Here is a 19,743-nt window from a genome sequence, read left to right on the forward strand (position 1 = left end):
TCACTCCAATTCAAAATTCTTAAACCTTCTGCCCCCTGCCTTAACTGCCCATTCCTTTCGCAACTAACACCGTCACATCGTCCCGCTCTCGGTTAAAGTCTCGGTATAGCACTCCTGCAATCAAGCTGGGATGTTTTTGCATTATGCCGGGATAGCGATCAATCTGCCACTTAGAGCTTAATCCGTCAGAATGCATAATTAAAATTCCGTTGGCATACCAGGGATAGCTAAACTCTTGAATTTTGCGGATTTCATGTCCGACCGTGCCGTTATGAGATAGTAAATTGTGGTGCTCAGTAAAGGAGAAAATGCTGGCAGCAATGTTGCCAATTCCAGCAAAGCGGACAGACTGTTGTTCAAAGTCGATTTCGGCAATGGCAAGTGCTGCTCCTCGCGTACTTCGCAAGGCGGCGTGGGCAAGTTCGACGATCGCACCCGGAGAATGATGAAGATGTTCTTGAAACATTCTCACGGCTGCTTCTGCTGCTGATGCAGCCGCAGGCCCGTGTCCTAAACCATCGGCTACTAACAACAAGCTACGGCAACAATCGACTTCCGATGCCCAGGTATCTCCTGAAACCTCTTCTCCTCTTTTGGGCAAACAGATCGCTCCAATTTCTAAAAACTTTTCAGTTGGATGGTGTGCTGAGTCTGGCCAGAGGTGAGCCAAAAGTGCTGTTCCTTGATTGGGAATGGAGTAAATTTCCAAAAAACCAGAAAGGCGACGAATTGCACCCATGCCATTGCCCAAGGTTCCGGCTGTGGAAAAGCCATCTTGCAAACACTCATCCACATCAAGCATTCCTTGCCCTTTATCTAGCGCTAAGATTTCAATGCCAATTTTGGAATGTTGGTTGAGCGATCGCATTAGCACAACTCCGCCGTGGGCGTGTTGTACCAGATTGTTCGCAATTTCTGTCACCACAATCCCAACCTTGCCCCGTTCTGTTTCCTGAAAACCCAGCCGAGTTGCTAAAGCCATCGCTGCCCTTCTGGCTTCCCCGGTCTGGCTAGATTCAGTAATTGTGACAGCGACAGATTCTCTCATTTTATTTCCATCGTACAATTGTTACCTGTGTCCCTTCTCCCACCACAGACTGAATTTCAAACTCGCTGGCAAGTCGTTTGGCACCACTCAGACCCATACCCAACCCGCCCCCGGTCGTGAACCCATCCTTAAGCGCCAACTCAATATCGGGAATTCCCGGCCCTCGATCTTCAAAGGTTAGCCTGAGTCCTCGTCGTCTTCCTTGCTCAAGAGTTTCTAGTTTTACTGTGCCGCCTCCACCATAGTCTAGGGTATTGCGAGCTAACTCACTAGCGGCAGTCACAATTTTAGTTTGGTCTACTAAGCCAAAGCCAATTTCCACAGCCAACTGGCGCACGGACTGCCGAACTAAAACTACATCTGTAGAAGATTGAATGTTAATCGTTTCAGTCTTCTGCATCATCATCTGCACGCCCTTTAGTGGCAGTGATTTGATCTGTGGTTTGATTGAGTGACGATCGCAACAATGCCATACCCTTTTCGACGTTTAAGGCAGTGCGAATCCCCGTCAGCGACAGCCCCAATTCCACCAAGGTAATTGCCACAGCAGGCTGCATCCCGACGACAACTGTCTCAGCATCCAGCACCCGTGACATTTTGGCAATGTTGCCTAAAATCCTACCAATGAAGGAATCAACAATCTCTAATCCCGAAATATCAATCAGGACACCGCGAGCGTGGGTTTGAGTGATACGGTTGGTCAAGTCTTCTTGTAGCGTCATGGCGAGGCGATCGTGCATATCCACCTGGATTGTCACAAGCAGGAAATTGCCCATTTTAAGTATAGGAATGTGTTCCATTACTTCCTTCCAGCTATTTGGATTGAAAGCGAGTAATGGTCGTTCCCAACCGTTTTAGCGCCGTCAGAAAGGCATCGGCTAACGTTGCTTTCGTGACTACATTGGTCAAATCAATGCCGAGATAGACGATTGTTTGGGCAATTTGAGGACGAATGCCACTGATCATACAATCAGATCCCATGAGACGGGCGGCGGTAACAGTCTTGAGCAGATATTGAGCAGTCAGGGTATCGACAGTGGGAACCCCGGTAATGTCAATGATGGCAATTTCTGAACCAGTTTCGACAATCTTCTGCAATAACGACTCCATCATCATTTGAGTCCGGGTACTATCCAAGGTACCGATTATCGGCAATGCCAAAATTCCCTCCCAGAGTTTAACCACTGGGGTAGATAGCTCCATCAACTCTTCCTGCTGCCGTAAAATCACTTCTTCTCGCGTCTTTTGATACATTTCAATTGTCAGCAACCCTAGTTTATCCAGTAAGTTTGTGGCTAGCCAGATATTTTCACCCAACTCAACTGGGTCTTGCAATTGCTGACGCATTCGTTTGAACAGGGGTTGCTTGAGAGAAAAGACGAATGTAGCCGTTTCTGAGGGTGTGAAGCCATTTTGCGATCGCGATCGAGAAATGCTGTTGAGCATCTCCCGCATTTCCTGCCAAGCTGCTGCTTGAATATTGGTAAAGTTGCCCCGTCCAACAGCAATCCGAAACAAACTCAGGAATTCCCGGCACTCCTCCTTTAGCTGGGCTTCTTTAATCAAGCCTCTACGAATATTGCCAATAGCTAGTTCCTGAGTCCACTCCGACAGCAAGTCTGCCTCGAAGGTTTCTAATATCTCTGATATCTTACTTTCGCTCATCGTTTCTCTGAGGGCAACCGCTTTCATTAGTTCAAAATCAGTGTATGACGATTCAGCCCAAGGTGAAAGCGATGATTACAAAAAGCCTAAAAGCTTTGCTATATATGAAGTGCCATCAATTGGGGAGACACACAGTGATACCTGGGTTGGGCTACGCCTACCCGAAAATTGATTGAGGCTCGGCAACAAAAGTTACAAAAAAATGCGTCCGAATAAAAAGTGTATTTAATGCAAATTTCGGGACTGTGGTTGAATCGGAAGCGGAGAACGAGAAGGTACTTTATCGCGTCTTAACAGTAAAGGAAGACTGAGAAACCCCAAAAGAATTACTACTCCGGCCATTATCCAAACCATTAACCTGTTTGGTCTATAGTTCCCTGTTTCAATTTGCCAGAAAACTTGATTGTATCGCCACGCAGCTAAGGCAATGGTCGAAATACCAAAAATTACCAAAGCAACACCCAAATTTTCCGAGTTAGATAATGGACTTACCGGAGGTTCTTGTTGAGTAATCGCAATATTCAACTGGCGCAGAAATATACCAAATCGCGCGATCGCAAAACCAAAGCCAATCAATGCAATAGAAGTGCGTAGCCAAGCCAGAAATGTCCGTTCGTTGGCTTGATGCTCCCTTTGACGGTCAATTTTCGGTATTTTATCCATGAGTAGCTTTTAACACCAAGTTCCTCTTGAAAAGTATTCGTAATATTGATGAAGTTTCGTAAAAGTCTAATCTAAAAGTGTCCTTAGATTTTGGGAAAACTCATTCTATATATCAAAAATTCTTGATTATGCTTGATGACAACGATTTTGCATTAGCTTCGGCTGTTGACACTTCGGTTGTGGTGCTTGAGGAGCTATCTTTACATCCTCAGCCAGAAGTTCGTGAGGCTGTAGCTAAAAATCCGAATACGCCTACTGAAGTGTTGCTGAAATTAGGTAAGGAGTTTCCAGACGCAATTACGGCGAACCCGATTTTCAATCTTTTGCTGCTGGAAAATCCTGAGAGCTATTTCGTTAGACTCTCTTTAGCGCGTAGCACAACAACTAGTGAAAGTGCGATCGCTCAGTTATCTAAAATCGAGGATAAGGAAATTCTTTGTGCTGTGGCTGGAAATCCAAAAACACCTCTTCACATCCTGGAACGACTTGTAGTAGAAGGCCCGCCTCTTTTCTGCAACGAGCACGAAAATCCTCATGAATCTGATTTTGATGGACTCTTTACCGCGATCGCTCAAAATCCCAACACTTCTGAATCGTTATTGCTTCAACTAGCCGAGGATGGAAGCTGGAATATCAAAATAGCGATTGCTGAGAACCCCAAAACACCCTTATCCCTGCTAAATAAGTTTGCAGATTGGAGAAGTATGCATGAAGCAATTGCTCGAAATCCTCAAGCATCAAGCGCAATCTTGGAAAAACTAGCGGGAGAAAATGAGAAAGAAATTCGCGATCTTGTCAAGAACCATCCAAATGTTTCCGAAACTGCGATCGCCATCATCAATTTTATCGAGGGAAAACCTGGAACATCCATCGACTTGCTAGAGCGGTTAGCTAGCGATCGACGAGCCTCTGTCCGGCTATTGGTTGCTACTCATCCCTCAACCCCTGCAAAAGTTTTAGAAAAACTCGCGCAGGATACAGATGAAGATGTACCGTTCAAAGCCGCAAGCCATCCCAATGCAACCTCTACCGTTCTAGAATTTTTTGCAGAGTTCTTGGTTAAGCAACATCAGCGAGTCTCGTCATCCAATCAAATCTTCTATAAACAAAGTGCGCTTGAATTGGTGAGACGTTCTGACATCACTCCAAAAGTGTTAGAAAATCTGTTGCAGATGAATGAGCCTGATGTAGTAAGGGCGATCGCATCGTCTTTGAAAACACCACCCACTATGCTGTTTGCACTTACAGATTATCAAGCTCCATTTGTAAGCAATGATTTTTTTATAAATCTCGCTGAAAACCCCAATACACCCTCAGAGGGGCTGGAGAAGCTTTATCTAAAAATCAACCAAACGCAGCATTTTAATAGGATTTATGGTCTAGGCGCTATCGCTGCTCATCCCAATACCCCCGTCCATTTGCTAGAACAATTAGCAGTTCATTCCCACGACGGTCTTCATGCAGAAGTTGCTACAAACGTCAACACACCGATTGCAATTTTAGAGCGGTTAAGCAATGATTCGCAAGACGGGGTTAGTAGTATTGCAAAACAGGCGCTCAAGGAAAGAGCTTGATTTCAGGATTGTTTCTGTAAAGGTCAACACCTTGCACCAGAGACTCTGAGAAAACCCCAAGCGATCGCGAGAATCTTTACAATAGTAAATAAGGTAAAGATATATATCAGAGTCAAAATCAATGGCACTATTCGGATTTGGCAAAAAGGCAGTTATGCCCACACCAGAGGAAGCTTTGTCAGGAAGGGCACAATCTATGTCAGTACCCGCAGCTCATTATGTCAACAAGAATCCCTTAAAACCTCCTTTTCCCGATGGATTAGAGAAGGCAATTTTTGGCTTGGGCTGTTTTTGGGGTGCAGAACGCAAATTCTGGCAACTTAAAGGAGTTTACACAACTGCAGTCGGTTACGCTGCTGGTTTAACACCCAACCCCACTTATGAAGAGGTATGTAGTGGGCGAACCGGTCACAATGAAGTGGTGTTGGTTGTATTCGATCCCAAAGTGATTAGTTATGCCGAACTGCTGAAAGTCTTTTGGGAAAGCCACAATCCCACCCAAGGGATGCGCCAAGGAAATGATGTTGGCACTCAATACCGTTCGGGAATTTATGTATATTCCGAAAATCAAAAGCAGCAAGCAGAAGCATCGCGGGAAGCTTATCAACAAGCCCTCAACAACGCAGGTTATGGCAAGATTACTACAGAAATCTTGGATGCGCCGGAATTTTATTATGCCGAAGCTTACCATCAGCAATACCTCGCTAAAAATCCTAACGGATATTGTGGTTTGGGAGGGACAAACGTATCTTGTCCCGTGGGTGTAGTTGAATCGCAAGTTAGCGGTTAGAAATGGAGTTGGTAGGGTAGTTAACTTAAGGTGAGTTCGACGAACCTCTCCCTGCCTTAAACTAAAGTTCAAGTCTGTCCCTCTCCGAGTCGGAGAGGGATATGTTTTGTCTAGTTAAGAATATTTGTAGTTAATACCAATTCAACTAATGATTGCAATACACTCTTGGGTAAAGACGCGATGAATCGCGTCTCTACAAATTGTCTATTTGTCGCATTCTTTTTTGAAATTGGTATAAAAATATTTGTAGGTTAGCACCACCATTTTGACTACAGGTTCTAAAATAGGATATTTCGATAGATGCAAATATTCTGCCTTGACTTTGTTGAGAGATTGCTTTTCTAAGTCACTCAACTCAGGTAAATCATGCTGCCATTCTGAAAAAAAAATCTTCGTCGTCTGCAAGTTGTAAGCCAAATTCATCAATCAGTTGGGCTAGGGTGATATCTTTTTCTTGAAGAATTTGAATCATTTATTGAACCCTTATATTTATTTGGCTAAAAAATCTTCGCTTGATATTTACCCAAAAGACTGCCTTAAAATACAGCTTTAAGCAAAGCGAGCGCTCGCACCCATAACATAATACTAATCGGCGCTCCAAGTAGAATACCAGCGATCGCCCAGCCTCTCTGATGGGCTTTGAATTGTTCAATACTGCGCCACTGCCTACTTTTCCAAGCCCATTCATTGCCTTTTGCACCAAGTGCGATCGCCATTATCCACCAAGCATTAGGTACAAAACAGAATAAACCATACCACACTTGATTCGGCCACATCCACAACCAAGGCATTAGAAAAGCACCCCAATTCCAACCAAGAATTTCCTCTGGAACTGTTTCATTTTGATTATTGATCCCGCATCCAGAATTGTTGATTATTTCTTTTAACGGCAAAAGCTGATTCTTATTTGGAGATTTGACAGCCAGTCCTGATTTGAGGGCATTCAGCGCAACGCTGGCACTAGTAAACCTTTGTTCGGGAGCGGGTTCTATCAACTTTTGTAACCAACTGACAAAACTGGGACTGAGGTTAACTCGGTCTGTAAATTGTAGTCGCAAATCCTGCTGGGGTAAATCAGAGGGGGAAATTCCAGTAAGCAAATGAATCAAAGTCGCTCCCAGTGCATATAAGTCTGAAGCCGCAACCGCCCGACCACCAAATTGTTCCATTGGGGCATAACCATAAGTACCGACAACGGTAAAAGTAACGCCTTCTCTTGCCGCTTTATCTTGAACTGCCCCAAAATCAACTAAATAAATCCGATTATCGTCGCCCCAGATTAAATTGCTTGGTTTAATATCTCTATGTAACACTCCAGGATTCAATTCATGTAGATAGGTGAGAATATTTAAAACCTCAACAGCAATTTTTCTCGCTCGCTTTTCACTAAACCTTTTGCCAACAGCAAGTTTATCCTTAAGCGACTCACCAGGGATATATTCTTGGATTAAGCCAAACCAAAGTGTGCGATCGTCGATACAAAAATAATCTATATATCGAGGGATGCGGGGATGATTTAGCTGTTTAAGAACTTGTGCTTCCCTCTCAAAAAGTTTCAGGTCATCCCACTGTACAGTACCGCCAAAGGCCAAAAGTTTGACCACAACGGTCGAATTTTCGCCATCAGAGGCTTGTAAATCCAATGCTTGCCAAGTTTGACGAATTCCATTGTTGCCGAGTTGGCGCTGGATTTGATAACGATCTTGTAATATTTGTTCTGGTTGCAGCATCTTAGCACCTGCTGGCAATTTACGTTGATTTGATTCCCTTATATTCAAGGATAGTCATTATCTAGATAAACTGTGGCAGCCTGATAATTTATAAATAGACATAAAAAAATCCTCGGTTTTAGGATGCTGAGGACTAGCTAGCAAGTTTAATTACGGTTTAGAGCATTCCCAGTATCTCTAGTGCTGTATCCAAATGCCATTTAACCCGATAGAGTCCAAATAACTTCTCTTGACTGTACCGTGCTGGGTACGCTAGCTTCCTTCCTTCCATCGTCACTTTAAGCAAGGCTGACTGCTCCGGTGTAGGATTTTCTGAAACTCCCAAATCCTTACATAGCCGTAACACATCCTAATTAATATTTACTATTGGGTGCAGAATGTGGGTTCAAGATACAGCAGATTTCAAGGAAAGTGAGGTACACAAGCTCGCGTCTGTTACCCAGGCATAAAGAGTTTTTTAGTCCTGAATTCTGTATTCTGAATTCTGAATTCTACAGATAATTTTTGCGATAGTAAGCTTGATATTCTTCAGACAGCAGAGGTTCCCACCAATCACGATGATTGAGATACCATTCAACTGTTAAACGTAAACCCTCAGCAATTGTTACTGAAGGCGTCCAACCAAGTTGAGTTTTTATTTTGTTTGCATTAATCGCATATCTCCTGTCGTGTCCCTGTCTATCCTTAACAAAAGTAATCAACTGCTTGGCTGGATATACTGGTAAATCAGGTGCTAATTCATTCATCATTTGACATAAAAGTTGCACGAGGTTAATATTTTCCACCTCATTATTGCCACCAATATTGTATGTTTCTCCTGGTTGACCGTGATTGATTACCACATCTAAAGCACGGCAATGATCGCCTACATAAAGCCAATCTCGTACATTTTTACCATCACCATAAACAGGTAATGGTTTCCCGATCAAAGTGTTGATACACATTAGGGGAATTAGTTTTTCGGGAAACTGATAAGGCCCGTAATTATTAGAGCAATTTGTAATAATGGTTGGAAGTTGATAAGTATGATAATAAGCACGGACTAAATGATCGCTACCCGCTTTTGAAGCTGAATAGGGACTATTGGGAGCGTAAGGTGTGGTTTCACAAAAAGCTGGGTCATCTGCGCCCAGGCTACCGTAAACTTCATCAGTAGAAACGTGCAGGAAACGATAATCAGATGGTTGTGCTTTCGCTTCCCAATATTGTCGAAAAGCTTCCAGCAGAGTGAAAGTTCCTACCACATTAGTTTGCACAAAAGCAGCTGGGCCAAGAATCGAACGATCGACATGAGATTCTGCGGCAAAATGGGCGATGGTATCAATATTTTCTGTTGCTAATAGGTTGTCTATGAGGAGGCGATCGCAAATATTTCCCTGCACAAACCGAAAATTCTCTTTTCCCTCAAAGGGTGTCAAGTTCTGACGATTTCCCGCGTAGGTAAGCGCATCCAACACCACCATGCGATCGCCTGGATAAGCCTGACACCAATGATGGACAAAATTTGCCCCAATAAACCCCGCACCCCCAGTAACTAATAACCGCCGATTCATTCAATTTCCTCTCTTCTCTTTGCGATCTGTGCGCCTCTGCGGTTCGTTTGTATTATTTATATTACTTAAAATATTTTTTCCTCAGCTTCCCGTATATCTTCTGAGCAAGTAATTTCGCCATCCGTGTTTTCGTCAAACTTTTAATATTAGATGGTTGCTGAATTTTGTGATCGAAAAACTCATTTAACTCATCCAGAATAACTTGGAAACGCTTAATAATATTTTCAGTCCGATGCTCAACTAAAAAATCTTCAGATAATTTAAAAACTGCTGACGATTCAATCACCTTCATAATACGTTGGACATCATACTCTTGAGAATATCCAGCAATTTTATAACAATTAAATCCAGGGTCTAAGTAATCGGCTAGTCCACCGTTGACACTAGAAAATACTTGACAACCACAAGCAAGAGCTTCCATTGGTTGTAGACCAAATCCTTCACTAACACGCTGTTGTGCCCAGTACTCAGCAGAATCATAGAGGTAAACCTTCGCTCGGTTGAAGAGTCCGGGTAAATCCTCTACATAAGAGTCAACAACCAATACTTTACAACGTTTTTGCAACGCTGGAATCAATTCTTTAATTAAATATTCCGAAGACTTCCGAGCTTGAACTAAAACATCAATATCCCGTTCCAACCCTAAATTTTGAAACTCATCAGAAATTTGATTGGGCAAATAATAAATCAGAGAATTGGGTGATTTTTCTCCCCAATATCCCATTGTATAGCGGCTAACAGTCATGATTGGAATACTTGCAGGTAGCCTAAATGAATAACCTGGACTATGTGCATGGTAAACGACATTATATTGCTTAAGTTTAGCCACAAGTTGGGGTATATCAAATCCCCAACTGATCGCAAAAATTACATCATTTAAATTTTTCTCTTTTAGCAAATCATCAATAAAAAGCTTATCTTTTTCCCTTTGGCGGTAAGTTACAACATCAGCACTACAGAAATTCTGAGCTAGATTAAGTGCTTTTAACTCAGCCCAAAGACCACCACAGGCAAATTTGCTATCTGTACCGGGAAGTAAGAAGTAAAGTTTTCTCATAATTTTTTTAGCGTATTGGGGATTGGGTATTGGGCATTGGGCATTAGGCGTTAGGAGTGCTGAGTAATGAGTAATGAGTAATGAGTTAAGAGTTAGGAGTTTTGTTTATCCCCTTGTCCCCTCATCTCCCCTGCTTCCCCTGCCTCCCCTACTCCCCTGCTCCCCTGCCCCTCTGCCCCCCTGCTTCCCCTGCCCTTTTCATTCTTGCCAGCCCACTTTAACAAAATGTGCCTCACGCCCCCAAACGTCACGGGTACGGGTAATATTTTCAATTGCTAGGTTAAAAGGAATAGCGGTTGTTAGGTAACGCTGTGCTATAGAACCTAAATCAGGTGCGAGTTCTGCGGCTGTCGTCGCTGCTAACCCCAAACCTATAAGTTGCTCGATTGGTCGAAATGGTAGCAACAGATGCACACCGACAGCTAGTCCAGCTGTTAAGAGCATTGCTACTGACAAATTTGTGCCACAACGGGGATGTACAGCCAAATCCCATTCTCCACTGGTGATGCGATGTCGAGCAAGTGCGATCGCACGCCGCAAATCACTAATATTTACTTCACCGTAGAGGTAGAATCCCCGATCGGTAGATAAACCACCTAATAGTTCATTATCTAGCTGAACGTTAGTGGCTTGTTCTGTAGCAGGATAGACGCTTTTTGATTCGCTAAGAACCCAAACCGTAGCATGTTCTAAAGCGTGAACCTGCCGCAACATCAAAATTTCTTTCAACCCTGGAATAAACGATAGCTGTCTGAGTAAGTCGGCATCTTGTGTGGGTTGGGGAAAGTCTGAAGATTGGTCTTCCAGACTTGGAACTTTCTCAGATACAGGTATCGTAAAATCAAAGTTAAAAAATTCAAAGGGAGACCAGCTACCCTGAAAAGAAGCGGAAGTATTCATTGAAATACTACTCCCAAAGCCGATGAGGCAACATAGATTTCTTTCAAATGTAACGCTTGCACTACTGAATTGTTGCTAATTTTTGTAGATGATTGTTTTGTTAGGGCATGGGGCATGGGGCATGGGGCATTAGACTTCTTGCAAAAGTCGGGAAAAGGGGAAGGTGGGGTCTTCTCTGGGGATAAGGGGCGAGGTAAAGGGGGAAAGGTTTGTTATTTTCCCTTTCCCCTTTAACCTTTTCCCTTTTCCCACTCATTGTGCAAAAGAACTTTTGCAAGAGGTCTATTGTAGATGCTTCTCCCCAGTCCTATATCTGTTTTGCTGAATTTGAGAAGGAATTCCGATCTTTTTAGTTTCCGAGTCCGAGGGTCAGCTGGCTCCACTTACATAAACTCCGGCTGAGTGAAGGACTCGGAACTTTTGGTAGAGTGTTCACACTGAAAACTTAGGCGTAAGGAGGGGAACAATCAGTAAAACTCAAAATTGGCTTGTAATTTACTAGACCAAAGCAATTAAGCTTCTACTAGTAAATTAGTTTATTCAATCTGGTTAGGTAGAGTACAGCAATTGACATCATTCAAACAGACTTTGCCCCACTGTAAAGCCCAGCGGACAAGGGCTACTCGATTATCTGTCTCAGTCTTAGTGAGAATATTACTGATATGGTTATCAACTGTACGCTTGCTAATCTCCAGTTTTGCTGCAATCTCTTGGTTAGTTAAGCCAGCGGCTACTAAGTCGATAATTTGCAGTTCTCTGTCTGACAGACTAACGGGGGTCTCAGACTTGCCACCAGCCATGACTATTTCTATCCTCCCTTGGTATATGTACTTAATCGCTCTTTCTAATTCTAGAAGATTCTTTTCTTGGTAGGGGTTTCAAGTGTTAGCAGTAATATGATTGTCAATATTTTCTTTGGATTTCAAGTTGCTAAAAATAGAAACCACGCTAAATCTCATGTAATAAATATAGCTTATTTTGACAAATATATTATTTAAGCACTGAGATAAAATCAGCGATAATTAGAAGCACATACACGCTATAGGAGTAGTAAAAATTGCTATTTAATTCTATGAAGGACTGGCGACAGATTAGCAAAAACTATTGTAGATTTTATACTGTAAATTCCTAATCCCGAATCGAAATCTAAAATTGAAAATGAGATGAGCAATCCCCGTGTTTTGTGCCTTGGTGAAATTTTGTTTGATTGTTTAGCCGATCAATTAGGGCTAAAGCTAGAAGAAGTGAAATCTTGGACTCCCTACCCAGGAGGGGCACCAGCTAATGTAGCCTGTGCTTTAGTCAAGCTGGGAATATCAGCGGGATTTATCGGATCTGTTGGCGAAGATGAGCCAGGAAATGCACTAGTTAAGCTATTACAAGATGTAGGTGTAGAAACTACGGGAGTACAACGTCATCCCACAGCACCAACGCGGCAAGTTTATGTTACACGGGATCTGGCTGGCGATCGCACCTTTGCCGGATTTGGTCAGTACGATACCGCAGAATTTGCCGATACTCGCTTGCAAGCTAAACAATTGTCAGATTCGCTGTTTCAAGAAGCAGATTTTCTGGTTTTGGGTACTTTGGAATTAGCCTATCCTGAAAGTGAAGCGGCAATTCACCGCGCTTTAGAGTTAGCAGAACATTACGACTTAAAAATTGTGCTGGATGTCAACTGGCGTCCTGTATTTTGGAAAGAGCCAAACATCGCCCATCAAAAAATTCCAGAATTATTTAAAAGAGTTGATTTCCTCAAACTCTCCAAAGAAGAAGCTGAATGGCTATTTGAAACCGCAGATCCCGGAGCCATTACTTACCGTCTAGCTTCGATTGAAGGGGTACTGGTGACAGATGGGGAAAACGGCTGCACTTATTGTCTGGGTGAGAACGAAGGCAAATTACCCTCGTATTCAATCCCTGTAGTTGATACAACTGGTGCAGGAGATAGCTTTTTAGCAGGATTCATCCATCAACTGAGTAAGTATGGTATACACAGCTTGCGGGATGCAGAAACAGCAAAACGCATTGTCACTTATGCCAGCGCTGTTGGGGCACTGACTACTATTAAACCAGGTGCGATCGCTTCTCAACCTACTGCTGCTGAAGTCGAAGCTTTTCTCGCCACACATCAACTCTAGGAAGTAGCATAAGCCACTGGGATATCAGCCTTTAATAGCTGATACTCCAGACTGGAAAATGTAAAAAAATCTTCATGCCATTCTGCGGTCATATTAAACAATAAACGCAGTTGAAGAATTTTTAGTATTAGGTTAATGCAATCAATTTTTACTTTTAGAAGTTTTGAATTATCCTCAGTGTATAAGAGCAATACACTTAGGTCAGATAGATTTTAAAATTCGTTAGCTAAATACAGCAGAATTCTGGATTAAAACACGCTTTCTATCTGCGTAACAGACGAATCGTTGTGTACCTCACTTTATTTGAAATCTGCTGTATAACAGTTCACCCGTTTGTAATTGATTAATCCGTTCAATTGTACAAACAGGAAGGTGTCGTAGTCTATGCACAAAAAATATGAAATCTTTACACTTTTATGATCTGCATAAATAGTAATACTGATATCTATAAGTGAATAGAAAGTGTAAGCGAATAGAAAGCATAGATTAGCTTAAGGAATTGGTGAAGCATTATGAAAAACATCACAAAATGGCTTTTGGGCTTGGCGATTGTTCCTGCAAGTTTGGTATTAGCATCTAGTCATGTTAAAGCCAGTCAAATTGCTGGTGAGTGGTTCTTTGGTCTCTGGGATTGTAATATTGACGGTAGACCAGCAAAAATGCAGTGGAAAGTCGTTGATGACCCACAAACTAGTTGTAACGGTAATGTTTGCTCTACTACTTCTGGTGTCCGTCTCGTCGGGCGGTTTAGTGATAACGGTAGTGCGTGGGTTCCTCTAGGAAAACGTTTTTCCAGCAGACAAAAACAGGATTTAGGTATTCGTTATTTAGGTGCAGAACAAGATAACTGGTATCTCAAATATAACAGTCGTACTAAAATAGCAGATGGTTGGACGACATGGCGGGGTAAGCGCTATCCATTACAATGTCGTAATCGCAGATAAACATTTGCTATGCAAAATATGTAAATAAGCGATCGCTAAGTTTGAGTACTAAACACGCCAGCGCTACATTTTTATAAGCTAGTACTTTAGTTTGTCTTAACTTGCTGCCACAGAGTATCAACAGTTACAAACTTATAACCTTGTTGTAGCAGTTGTGGAATGAGAATTTGAATTGTGGCAGCAACATCTTCTCCACCGCAAGCACCATCGTGCAAAACAATTATTGAACCATTTTTGACCTGCTGCATAATTCGCTGTACCACTGTGGTGACACCTGGCCGCACCCAGTCTTCAGGTACAACGCTCCACATAACTGGGCGGTAATTCCACTGAGAAAACAATTTTAAAGTAGCAGGTGTAAATAAACCATTGGGGGGGCGAACATCTCGCACTTGTTGAGGTTGCAGGTTGCAGGCTTTATAAATGGCAGCTTGGGTTTTTTCTAAACTGTCCTTCAAGTCATTTGGGGAAAGCATGGGAAAAGAGCGATGATCGTAGCCATGCAATCCGATCCAGTGTCCGCGATCGCTAACGGCTTTAGCAATAGCTGGTGAACGGTTGACGCAAACACCCAACCAAAAAAAACTCGCTGTAATCTTGTAACGATCTAACACTGCCAAGACTTCGGGTGTGTATTGCGGATGTGGCCCATCATCGAATGTGAGGGCGATCGCTTTAGCATGAGAATTTCCAGCCCAAAGGCAGTTGGGAAAACTTGGCTGGAGAATGCGGTAGAAAATTGGGAAGAGGGGAGCTAGTTGCATTTTGCGTTTATCTGCTGCTGACAACTTTTTGTAGGTGTTGCTTACTAAACTGCGATCGCACCGCAATGCCTCAATATTCTAGCCAAATTGGATGCCTTGGCAGGCGGTTGCCACAGAAGGGGCAAGGAAGTACAGGATATCTTTCAGCAGTTCTCATAAGAGTGAAATGATCTTGATTGATCCCATCTCCACAATATGGATCGATAAGCATAGGATTGGCTGTTTTTCCTCGCCAATTACAATAATTACAGGTTAACGTTTCCAAATGAACTCTTTGAAAGTTTGATTCTATTTCCACAAAAATATATGGCATCCATTGCTTGTTCCTCATCGATATTTTTCCAAGTCCCAAGTGAAGCTCAGGGTATTTCTGAGTGAATTCAAGCGCTGACCAAAGCAAATCTAAAATAGCCAGTGGCATCTCATCAATGAAGGCGTTTAATCGCAAACTTTCCCAGTCTTCTTGGCTGGGGAATAAAATTTTTTGACCGTCAATACAAGTGTGTTTGATGCTGGGCTGATCTGAGTTCATGAGATTATGGCATACTTTTATACCAAATTTTTCTCATTTTTACCAAGAAGACACGGAGAGTTGGGACGCTTTGTAACAAAATCTGTAACAGCAATGCTATTTTACCTAGTACTCGTCTAAATTGATGAGAAATCTACGGGGAATCCCTGAATAAAAGGGTAATGTTGCTCAAAGATATACGAGATTACCAAATACTATTTCTCGGCTTATTCCTAGTCTTGGGAATCGGTACACGAGATTGGACGCTGCGACCAGAATTGATTGGGGTAGCGATCGCCACAAGTCTAGCAACTCAATTGATATTGTCATTAGTCACTTGTACTGAGCGACTCGTGCCGAGCGGAGCCGAGGTAAGTCGAAGTATTGGTCATTGGTCATTAGCAAATGACAAAGGACAAATGACAAATGACAAAGGACAAAGCCCAAATTTTCGCAGTGCTGTAATTACCTCACTGGGACTGAGTTTATTGTTGCGGGCTGACCACTGGACAACAATGGCAATAGCCGCAGCAATTGCGATCGCTAGCAAATTTATCTTTCGAGTCGGCGATAAGCATTTCTTCAATCCCGCCAATTTTGGCATCATATCTGTTTTGATTCTCACCCCCGATGCTTGGGTTTCACCAGGACAATGGGGTGAAGAATGGTGGTATGGGCTATTATTTCTCGGTACTGGCGGCATGATTTTGCAGCGCATCGGTCGTTGGGACACCACAGCAGCTTTTTTAGGTTCCTACTCTTTGCTAGAGGCGATTCGCAATTTCTGGCTGGGTTGGACTTGGGATGTTTATTGGCATCGATTGATGAGTGGATCTTTGCTGCTGTTCGCCTTATTTATGATTACCGATCCGCGATCGATTCCCAATTCCCGAATTGGGCGTGTAGTTTGGGCAGTTTGCATCGCTGGATTAACTTTTATCCTGCGAAATTATTTCTTTGTTTCCACAGCAGTTTTCTGGGCGCTATTTGCCCTTGCACCGTTGAGCATCCTCCTAGATGGTTTCTGGTTAGCCCCAAGGTTTACTTGGCAAGAGAAAGATGAAGAAGTAGGAGAAGCAGGGGAGGCAGGGGGAGTAGGGGGAACTTGTTACTCAGCATTCCAAACTCCTAACTCCTAACTCAGCACTCAGCACTCAGCACTCAACACTAAAAAAGTAGAGGTATAAAATAATGAAATTTTTTCGGCTTTTAACACCATTATTGTTAGCAATTGTAGCTGTTTTATGCTTTGCACCCGCAGCTTGGGCATTTTGTGGATTTTATGTAGCCAAAGCTGATACAAAACTGTATAACAAATCTTCTCAGGTGGCGATCGCGCGGGATGGCGATCGCACTGTCATGACAATGGCAAATGATTTTCAAGGCGAAGTCAAAGATTTTGCAATGGTAGTACCAGTGCCAACAGTGCTGCAAAAAGAGCAAGTTCGCGTTACTGAACCCAAGATTATCGAGCGGCTAGATGCTTTTAGTGCGCCGCGATTGGTAGAATATTTTGACCCAGATCCTTGTGCCCCAGTTGACGATAGAGAGTTCTCAGCAGCACCAGCGCCAGCAGCACCAAGAAGTGAGGCGGGGAATGCAAGGGGCGATGCTAGTTTGGGTGTGACGGTTGAAGCACGTTTTAACGTTGGTGAATACGACATTGTAATCCTCAGTGCGAAAGAATCTGGTGGATTGGAAACTTGGCTTAAACGCAATGGCTACAAAATCCCCAGAGGTGCGAAACAGTTACTTCAGCCTTATATTCGCTCCTCAATGAAATTCTTTGTTGCTAAAGTCAACTTGGATAAATTCGAGCAATCTGGCTACCAGTTTCTCCGTCCGCTACAAATTTCCTACCAATCACCTAAATTCATGCTGCCGATTCGTTTAGGCATGATCAATGCTACGACAGAGCAGGATTTAATTGTCTACATTCTCTCGCCCCAAGGACAAGCAGAAATCACTAACTATCGGACGGTAAAAATTCCCTCCGACGCGAACATTCCCTTATTTGTCAAAGATGAATTTGGTGAATTCTACAAATCCATGTTTCAAACTGTCTACACCAAAGAAGACAGGAAAGTTGGTTTTTTAGAATACGCTTGGGATATGGGTAGTTGCGATCCTTGTTCTGCTGAACCCCTGACTCCAGAAGAACTCAAGCAAGCAGGTGTATTTTGGCTAGATGATAATTCTACAAGTAATGTGCCAGTACCACCTAGCTTTCGTCGTCCCTCTTTTAGTAGTAACGTCTTCATCTCTCGATTGCATGTTCGCTATACCCGCGACAAATTCCCTGAAGACTTGATGTTTCAACAAACTGCCAACAGTGAATCTTTCCAAGGACGCTATGTTTTGCAACATCCGTTCCAAGGAGAACTCAAATGTCAGGCTGGCAGACAATATAAGCAGTCTTTACCGAAACGTTTTGAACAAGAGGCGCAAACTTTAGCTAAACTAACCAACTGGAAAATCCAAGACATTCGCAACAAAATGAAGTTGAGTGTAGGTAATCTGCGGTATTCTTGGTGGGAAAATGTCCTATCCTGGCTGGGATTATATTAAGGAGAGTGGGGAGTGAAGAGTAATATCGTGTCCGGTTAAAGACTTATCATTAAGACGGCAGGGGAGCAGGGGGCAGGGAGAAAGAGGGTTTCCTGGTTTTTGCACAGGTGTGGGAATTATAACTAACCCTCTTCCATCACTCTGGTCAAAGAAAAATCATAGCCAGCTTTTAAAAAAGAGACAGAAACTGGGTTTGAAGCTTTATTTTCTAACATTATGGCTAAAATCATCTCTTTTGGTTGAAAGTCTTGTGTAGTAAGGATTATTACTTTTTTCTCTGGAGAGAGTGATGAAAGAGCGATAATTAGGCGGACATGATATAACCCTCTTCCATCACTCTTGGAGAAAGCAATTGCTGCAAGGCTTACGAGACTTCACTTTCTAAGTTTTGGCTACATCTTTGAATTTATATTAGAAAATAAAGTCTCAAACCTTTATTTAGTCATAGTTTCAGTTTTTTGCTTCGATTATTTTTTTCACAAGAGTGATGCAAGAGGGATAATACCAATTCGCAATTCGCAATTGAGAAATTTAGATCCAATAAGGCAATTCCTGCTTACATCTGTTGCCTTATTTTAGAGAATTGGTATAAGATTAATTCAAAAAATTAAATCTAATAATTTCCTTTACTTAGAAATGATTTATAAAGTAAAGCTTAAATTGTAGGGTGCGTTAAGCGTTGCTATAACGCACCGACAGATATGATGCGTTACGGCTAATCCTAATTTCTGAAACTCCCAAATCCTTACATAGCCGTAACACATCCTACTTAATATTTACTTTATAAATAGGCTCTTATTTTTTATTAGCTAATAAGTCTTAGGATATCGGACTCATATTTGATTTATGAAAAAACTCAGTACACCTTTATTCCTATCTTCCCAGTCCCCAGTCCCCAGTCCCCGATCTTTACGAGTAATCAGGAATCAAATAGGATTGCTATATTATTGAAAATACTCCTCACACTATCTCGAATAATTAATAGTCAAATTTTTAGCAATTGCCAGAGGTGACTTGCTTCAAGTATAAGTGTGACAGCCCACACAAAGATACTGATGCCAGCTGCGGCGGCTGCAATATCCTTAATCATCCCAATCCGGGTATCCTCTCGTTCTTCTACAAAATCACATAAGATTTCGATCGCACTGTTAAATAATTCGGCAAGCAGCATCATCCCCGTTGCTAGTAAAATCAGAGTGAGATCAACCCATTGCCGAAAGAAAAATGAGAAGCCTATAACTGGAACTGATAAAACAAGTTTGTAGGCAACGCTAAAGTCAGAGATAACAGCGACATAAAGACCTGTGAGAATAATCTTGAGCTTCTGGATGGGATGATAACCCGGTATGCGGTCTTTTTTATATTTTTTGCGATCGCTCATAGTTTTGTAACGAGAAAACATATATTTCACTTTCAAGCTATTGTGTCAGAAGTCAGACGTTTACTAGTGTAGTGATACTTGCGAAATAACTGTTTTATAGTAATCTACCGGAAAATTTCTGATTTTTATCTAGTGGTGAACTCCTGACTCTGAATGTACTTGTAGGGTAGGGATCAGACAGATAAGTGAATTAAGTGTATAACCAAGCTCTATGAATAAACGTGGTGAGTTTGAGAACCTGAGCAACCAGAATATTAAGGCGCTTGATGTCTTAAAAATCTCTGTCGCCAAAGACCAAGGAGTGTCAAATCTAAGTTCTATTCACTTGAGAACCTCAAATCTCCCAATAGTCTATGCCTGTTTCCGACTTCTTTTTAAAAAAGATCCAGTATCTTAAGGAAAGGTAATTCTTCGGGTGTTGTTATACGCAATACTAAGATATTCTTGCTTTCTT

19 protein-coding genes are annotated in these 19,743 nt (G+C 42.3%); 6 read left to right on the forward strand and 13 right to left on the reverse strand.

Annotation, left to right across the window (positions count from 1 at the left end; translation table 11 throughout):
• Window positions 1-40: 40 nt before the first annotated feature.
• The 5 genes from RM368_RS15845 to RM368_RS15865 form a co-directional block, all read right to left on the reverse strand.
• Window positions 41-1,048, reverse strand: coding sequence for an ATP-binding SpoIIE family protein phosphatase (locus tag RM368_RS15845; protein ID WP_322694934.1), 1,008 nt, complete (start codon window positions 1,046-1,048; stop codon window positions 41-43).
• Between the two features lies 1 nt (window position 1,049).
• Complete coding sequence (locus tag RM368_RS15850; protein ID WP_322694935.1) at window positions 1,050-1,454, reverse strand: anti-sigma regulatory factor; 405 nt, start codon at window positions 1,452-1,454, stop codon at window positions 1,050-1,052.
• Window positions 1,435-1,848 carry an STAS domain-containing protein gene (locus RM368_RS15855; RefSeq protein ID WP_322694936.1) on the reverse strand — a complete coding sequence of 138 codons (414 nt, stop codon included), beginning with the start codon at window positions 1,846-1,848 and terminating at the stop codon, window positions 1,435-1,437. Before RM368_RS15855 ends, RM368_RS15850 begins: the two co-directional genes overlap by 20 nt.
• A 13-nt stretch (window positions 1,849-1,861) precedes the next feature.
• On the reverse strand, window positions 1,862-2,740 hold the full coding sequence (locus RM368_RS15860; protein ID WP_322694937.1) for an STAS domain-containing protein: 879 nt from the start codon (window positions 2,738-2,740) through the stop codon (window positions 1,862-1,864).
• A gap of 198 nt (window positions 2,741-2,938) precedes the next feature.
• Window positions 2,939-3,376: a YidH family protein gene (locus RM368_RS15865; RefSeq protein ID WP_322694938.1), complete on the reverse strand. Its 438-nt coding sequence runs from the start codon at window positions 3,374-3,376 to the stop codon at window positions 2,939-2,941.
• Between the two features lie 128 nt (window positions 3,377-3,504).
• Here RM368_RS15865 and RM368_RS15870 point away from each other — a divergent pair, with 128 nt between their 5' ends.
• Complete coding sequence (locus RM368_RS15870) at window positions 3,505-4,950, forward strand: hypothetical protein (RefSeq protein ID WP_322694939.1); 1,446 nt, start codon at window positions 3,505-3,507, stop codon at window positions 4,948-4,950.
• A 121-nt stretch (window positions 4,951-5,071) separates the two neighbouring features.
• A complete protein-coding gene (gene msrA, locus RM368_RS15875) occupies window positions 5,072-5,740 on the forward strand; it encodes a peptide-methionine (S)-S-oxide reductase MsrA (protein WP_322694940.1) in 669 nt (222 codons plus the stop codon).
• A 536-nt stretch (window positions 5,741-6,276) separates the two neighbouring features.
• On the opposite strand, the gene RM368_RS15880 is transcribed toward msrA, so the two are convergent.
• From RM368_RS15880 to RM368_RS15900, 5 genes are all read right to left on the reverse strand, one after another.
• Entirely contained in the window at window positions 6,277-7,470 is a 1,194-nt protein-coding gene (locus tag RM368_RS15880; RefSeq protein ID WP_322694941.1) for a serine/threonine-protein kinase, read from the reverse strand.
• Between the two features lie 491 nt (window positions 7,471-7,961).
• The gene (rfbB, locus tag RM368_RS15885; RefSeq protein ID WP_322694942.1) at window positions 7,962-9,023 is read right to left on the reverse strand and encodes a dTDP-glucose 4,6-dehydratase; all 1,062 of its coding nucleotides are present in this window, start codon (window positions 9,021-9,023) and stop codon (window positions 7,962-7,964) included.
• Window positions 9,024-9,084: 61 nt separating this feature from the next.
• The gene (locus RM368_RS15890) at window positions 9,085-10,080 is read right to left on the reverse strand and encodes a glycosyltransferase (protein ID WP_322694943.1); all 996 of its coding nucleotides are present in this window, start codon (window positions 10,078-10,080) and stop codon (window positions 9,085-9,087) included.
• 198 nt (window positions 10,081-10,278) lie between these two features.
• Window positions 10,279-10,980, reverse strand: coding sequence for a DUF6391 domain-containing protein (locus RM368_RS15895; protein ID WP_322694944.1), 702 nt, complete (start codon window positions 10,978-10,980; stop codon window positions 10,279-10,281).
• A gap of 536 nt (window positions 10,981-11,516) precedes the next feature.
• Entirely contained in the window at window positions 11,517-11,780 is a 264-nt protein-coding gene (locus RM368_RS15900; protein ID WP_292870113.1) for a helix-turn-helix domain-containing protein, read from the reverse strand.
• Between the two features lie 363 nt (window positions 11,781-12,143).
• Between RM368_RS15900 and RM368_RS15905 the strand changes: the two genes are divergently transcribed.
• Both RM368_RS15905 and RM368_RS15910 read left to right on the forward strand, forming a co-directional pair.
• Window positions 12,144-13,121, forward strand: coding sequence for a carbohydrate kinase (locus RM368_RS15905; protein ID WP_322694945.1), 978 nt, complete (start codon window positions 12,144-12,146; stop codon window positions 13,119-13,121).
• A 512-nt stretch (window positions 13,122-13,633) separates the two neighbouring features.
• Entirely contained in the window at window positions 13,634-14,065 is a 432-nt protein-coding gene (locus tag RM368_RS15910) for a DUF6006 family protein (protein WP_322694946.1), read from the forward strand.
• 86 nt (window positions 14,066-14,151) lie between these two features.
• Here RM368_RS15910 and RM368_RS15915 read toward each other — a convergent pair whose 3' ends face one another.
• A complete protein-coding gene (locus RM368_RS15915; protein ID WP_322694947.1) occupies window positions 14,152-14,829 on the reverse strand; it encodes a polysaccharide deacetylase family protein in 678 nt (225 codons plus the stop codon).
• A gap of 70 nt (window positions 14,830-14,899) precedes the next feature.
• Window positions 14,900-15,361: a hypothetical protein gene (locus tag RM368_RS15920; RefSeq protein ID WP_322694948.1), complete on the reverse strand. Its 462-nt coding sequence runs from the start codon at window positions 15,359-15,361 to the stop codon at window positions 14,900-14,902.
• A gap of 161 nt (window positions 15,362-15,522) precedes the next feature.
• On the opposite strand from RM368_RS15920, the gene RM368_RS15925 reads away from it, so the two are divergent.
• Window positions 15,523-16,479 carry an RnfABCDGE type electron transport complex subunit D gene (locus RM368_RS15925; RefSeq protein ID WP_322694949.1) on the forward strand — a complete coding sequence of 319 codons (957 nt, stop codon included), beginning with the start codon at window positions 15,523-15,525 and terminating at the stop codon, window positions 16,477-16,479.
• Window positions 16,480-16,531: 52 nt separating this feature from the next.
• Entirely contained in the window at window positions 16,532-17,908 is a 1,377-nt protein-coding gene (locus tag RM368_RS15930; protein WP_322694950.1) for a DUF2330 domain-containing protein, read from the forward strand.
• A 985-nt stretch (window positions 17,909-18,893) separates the two neighbouring features.
• On the opposite strand, the gene RM368_RS15935 is transcribed toward RM368_RS15930, so the two are convergent.
• Entirely contained in the window at window positions 18,894-19,310 is a 417-nt protein-coding gene (locus tag RM368_RS15935) for a diacylglycerol kinase (RefSeq protein WP_322694951.1), read from the reverse strand.
• Between the last annotated feature and the right edge of the window lie 433 nt (window positions 19,311-19,743).

It is taken from the genome of Nostoc sp. DedSLP03 (assembly GCF_034530815.1).
In the GTDB taxonomy this organism is placed as follows: domain Bacteria; phylum Cyanobacteriota; class Cyanobacteriia; order Cyanobacteriales; family Nostocaceae; genus Nostoc.

What these genes read in the sequence shown, in the direction of transcription:
- RM368_RS15865 (WP_322694938.1), bottom strand. Translation starts at nt 3,376, where the DNA reads ATGGATAAAATACCGAAAATTGACCGTCAAAGGGAGCATCAAGCCAAC.
- RM368_RS15900 (WP_292870113.1), bottom strand. Translation starts at nt 11,780, where the DNA reads ATGGCTGGTGGCAAGTCTGAGACCCCCGTTAGTCTGTCAGACAGAGAA.
- RM368_RS15930 (WP_322694950.1), top strand. Translation starts at nt 16,532, where the DNA reads ATGAAATTTTTTCGGCTTTTAACACCATTATTGTTAGCAATTGTAGCT.
- RM368_RS15870 (WP_322694939.1), top strand. Translation starts at nt 3,505, where the DNA reads ATGCTTGATGACAACGATTTTGCATTAGCTTCGGCTGTTGACACTTCG.
- RM368_RS15895 (WP_322694944.1), bottom strand. Translation starts at nt 10,980, where the DNA reads ATGAATACTTCCGCTTCTTTTCAGGGTAGCTGGTCTCCCTTTGAATTT.
- RM368_RS15915 (WP_322694947.1), bottom strand. Translation starts at nt 14,829, where the DNA reads ATGCAACTAGCTCCCCTCTTCCCAATTTTCTACCGCATTCTCCAGCCA.
- msrA (WP_322694940.1), top strand. Translation starts at nt 5,072, where the DNA reads ATGGCACTATTCGGATTTGGCAAAAAGGCAGTTATGCCCACACCAGAG.
- RM368_RS15920 (WP_322694948.1), bottom strand. Translation starts at nt 15,361, where the DNA reads ATGAACTCAGATCAGCCCAGCATCAAACACACTTGTATTGACGGTCAA.
- RM368_RS15850 (WP_322694935.1), bottom strand. Translation starts at nt 1,454, where the DNA reads ATGATGATGCAGAAGACTGAAACGATTAACATTCAATCTTCTACAGAT.
- RM368_RS15855 (WP_322694936.1), bottom strand. Translation starts at nt 1,848, where the DNA reads ATGGAACACATTCCTATACTTAAAATGGGCAATTTCCTGCTTGTGACA.
- RM368_RS15890 (WP_322694943.1), bottom strand. Translation starts at nt 10,080, where the DNA reads ATGAGAAAACTTTACTTCTTACTTCCCGGTACAGATAGCAAATTTGCC.
- RM368_RS15905 (WP_322694945.1), top strand. Translation starts at nt 12,144, where the DNA reads ATGAGCAATCCCCGTGTTTTGTGCCTTGGTGAAATTTTGTTTGATTGT.
- RM368_RS15845 (WP_322694934.1), bottom strand. Translation starts at nt 1,048, where the DNA reads ATGAGAGAATCTGTCGCTGTCACAATTACTGAATCTAGCCAGACCGGG.
- RM368_RS15910 (WP_322694946.1), top strand. Translation starts at nt 13,634, where the DNA reads ATGAAAAACATCACAAAATGGCTTTTGGGCTTGGCGATTGTTCCTGCA.
- rfbB (WP_322694942.1), bottom strand. Translation starts at nt 9,023, where the DNA reads ATGAATCGGCGGTTATTAGTTACTGGGGGTGCGGGGTTTATTGGGGCA.
- RM368_RS15860 (WP_322694937.1), bottom strand. Translation starts at nt 2,740, where the DNA reads ATGAAAGCGGTTGCCCTCAGAGAAACGATGAGCGAAAGTAAGATATCA.
- RM368_RS15880 (WP_322694941.1), bottom strand. Translation starts at nt 7,470, where the DNA reads ATGCTGCAACCAGAACAAATATTACAAGATCGTTATCAAATCCAGCGC.
- RM368_RS15935 (WP_322694951.1), bottom strand. Translation starts at nt 19,310, where the DNA reads ATGTTTTCTCGTTACAAAACTATGAGCGATCGCAAAAAATATAAAAAA.
- RM368_RS15925 (WP_322694949.1), top strand. Translation starts at nt 15,523, where the DNA reads ATGTTGCTCAAAGATATACGAGATTACCAAATACTATTTCTCGGCTTA.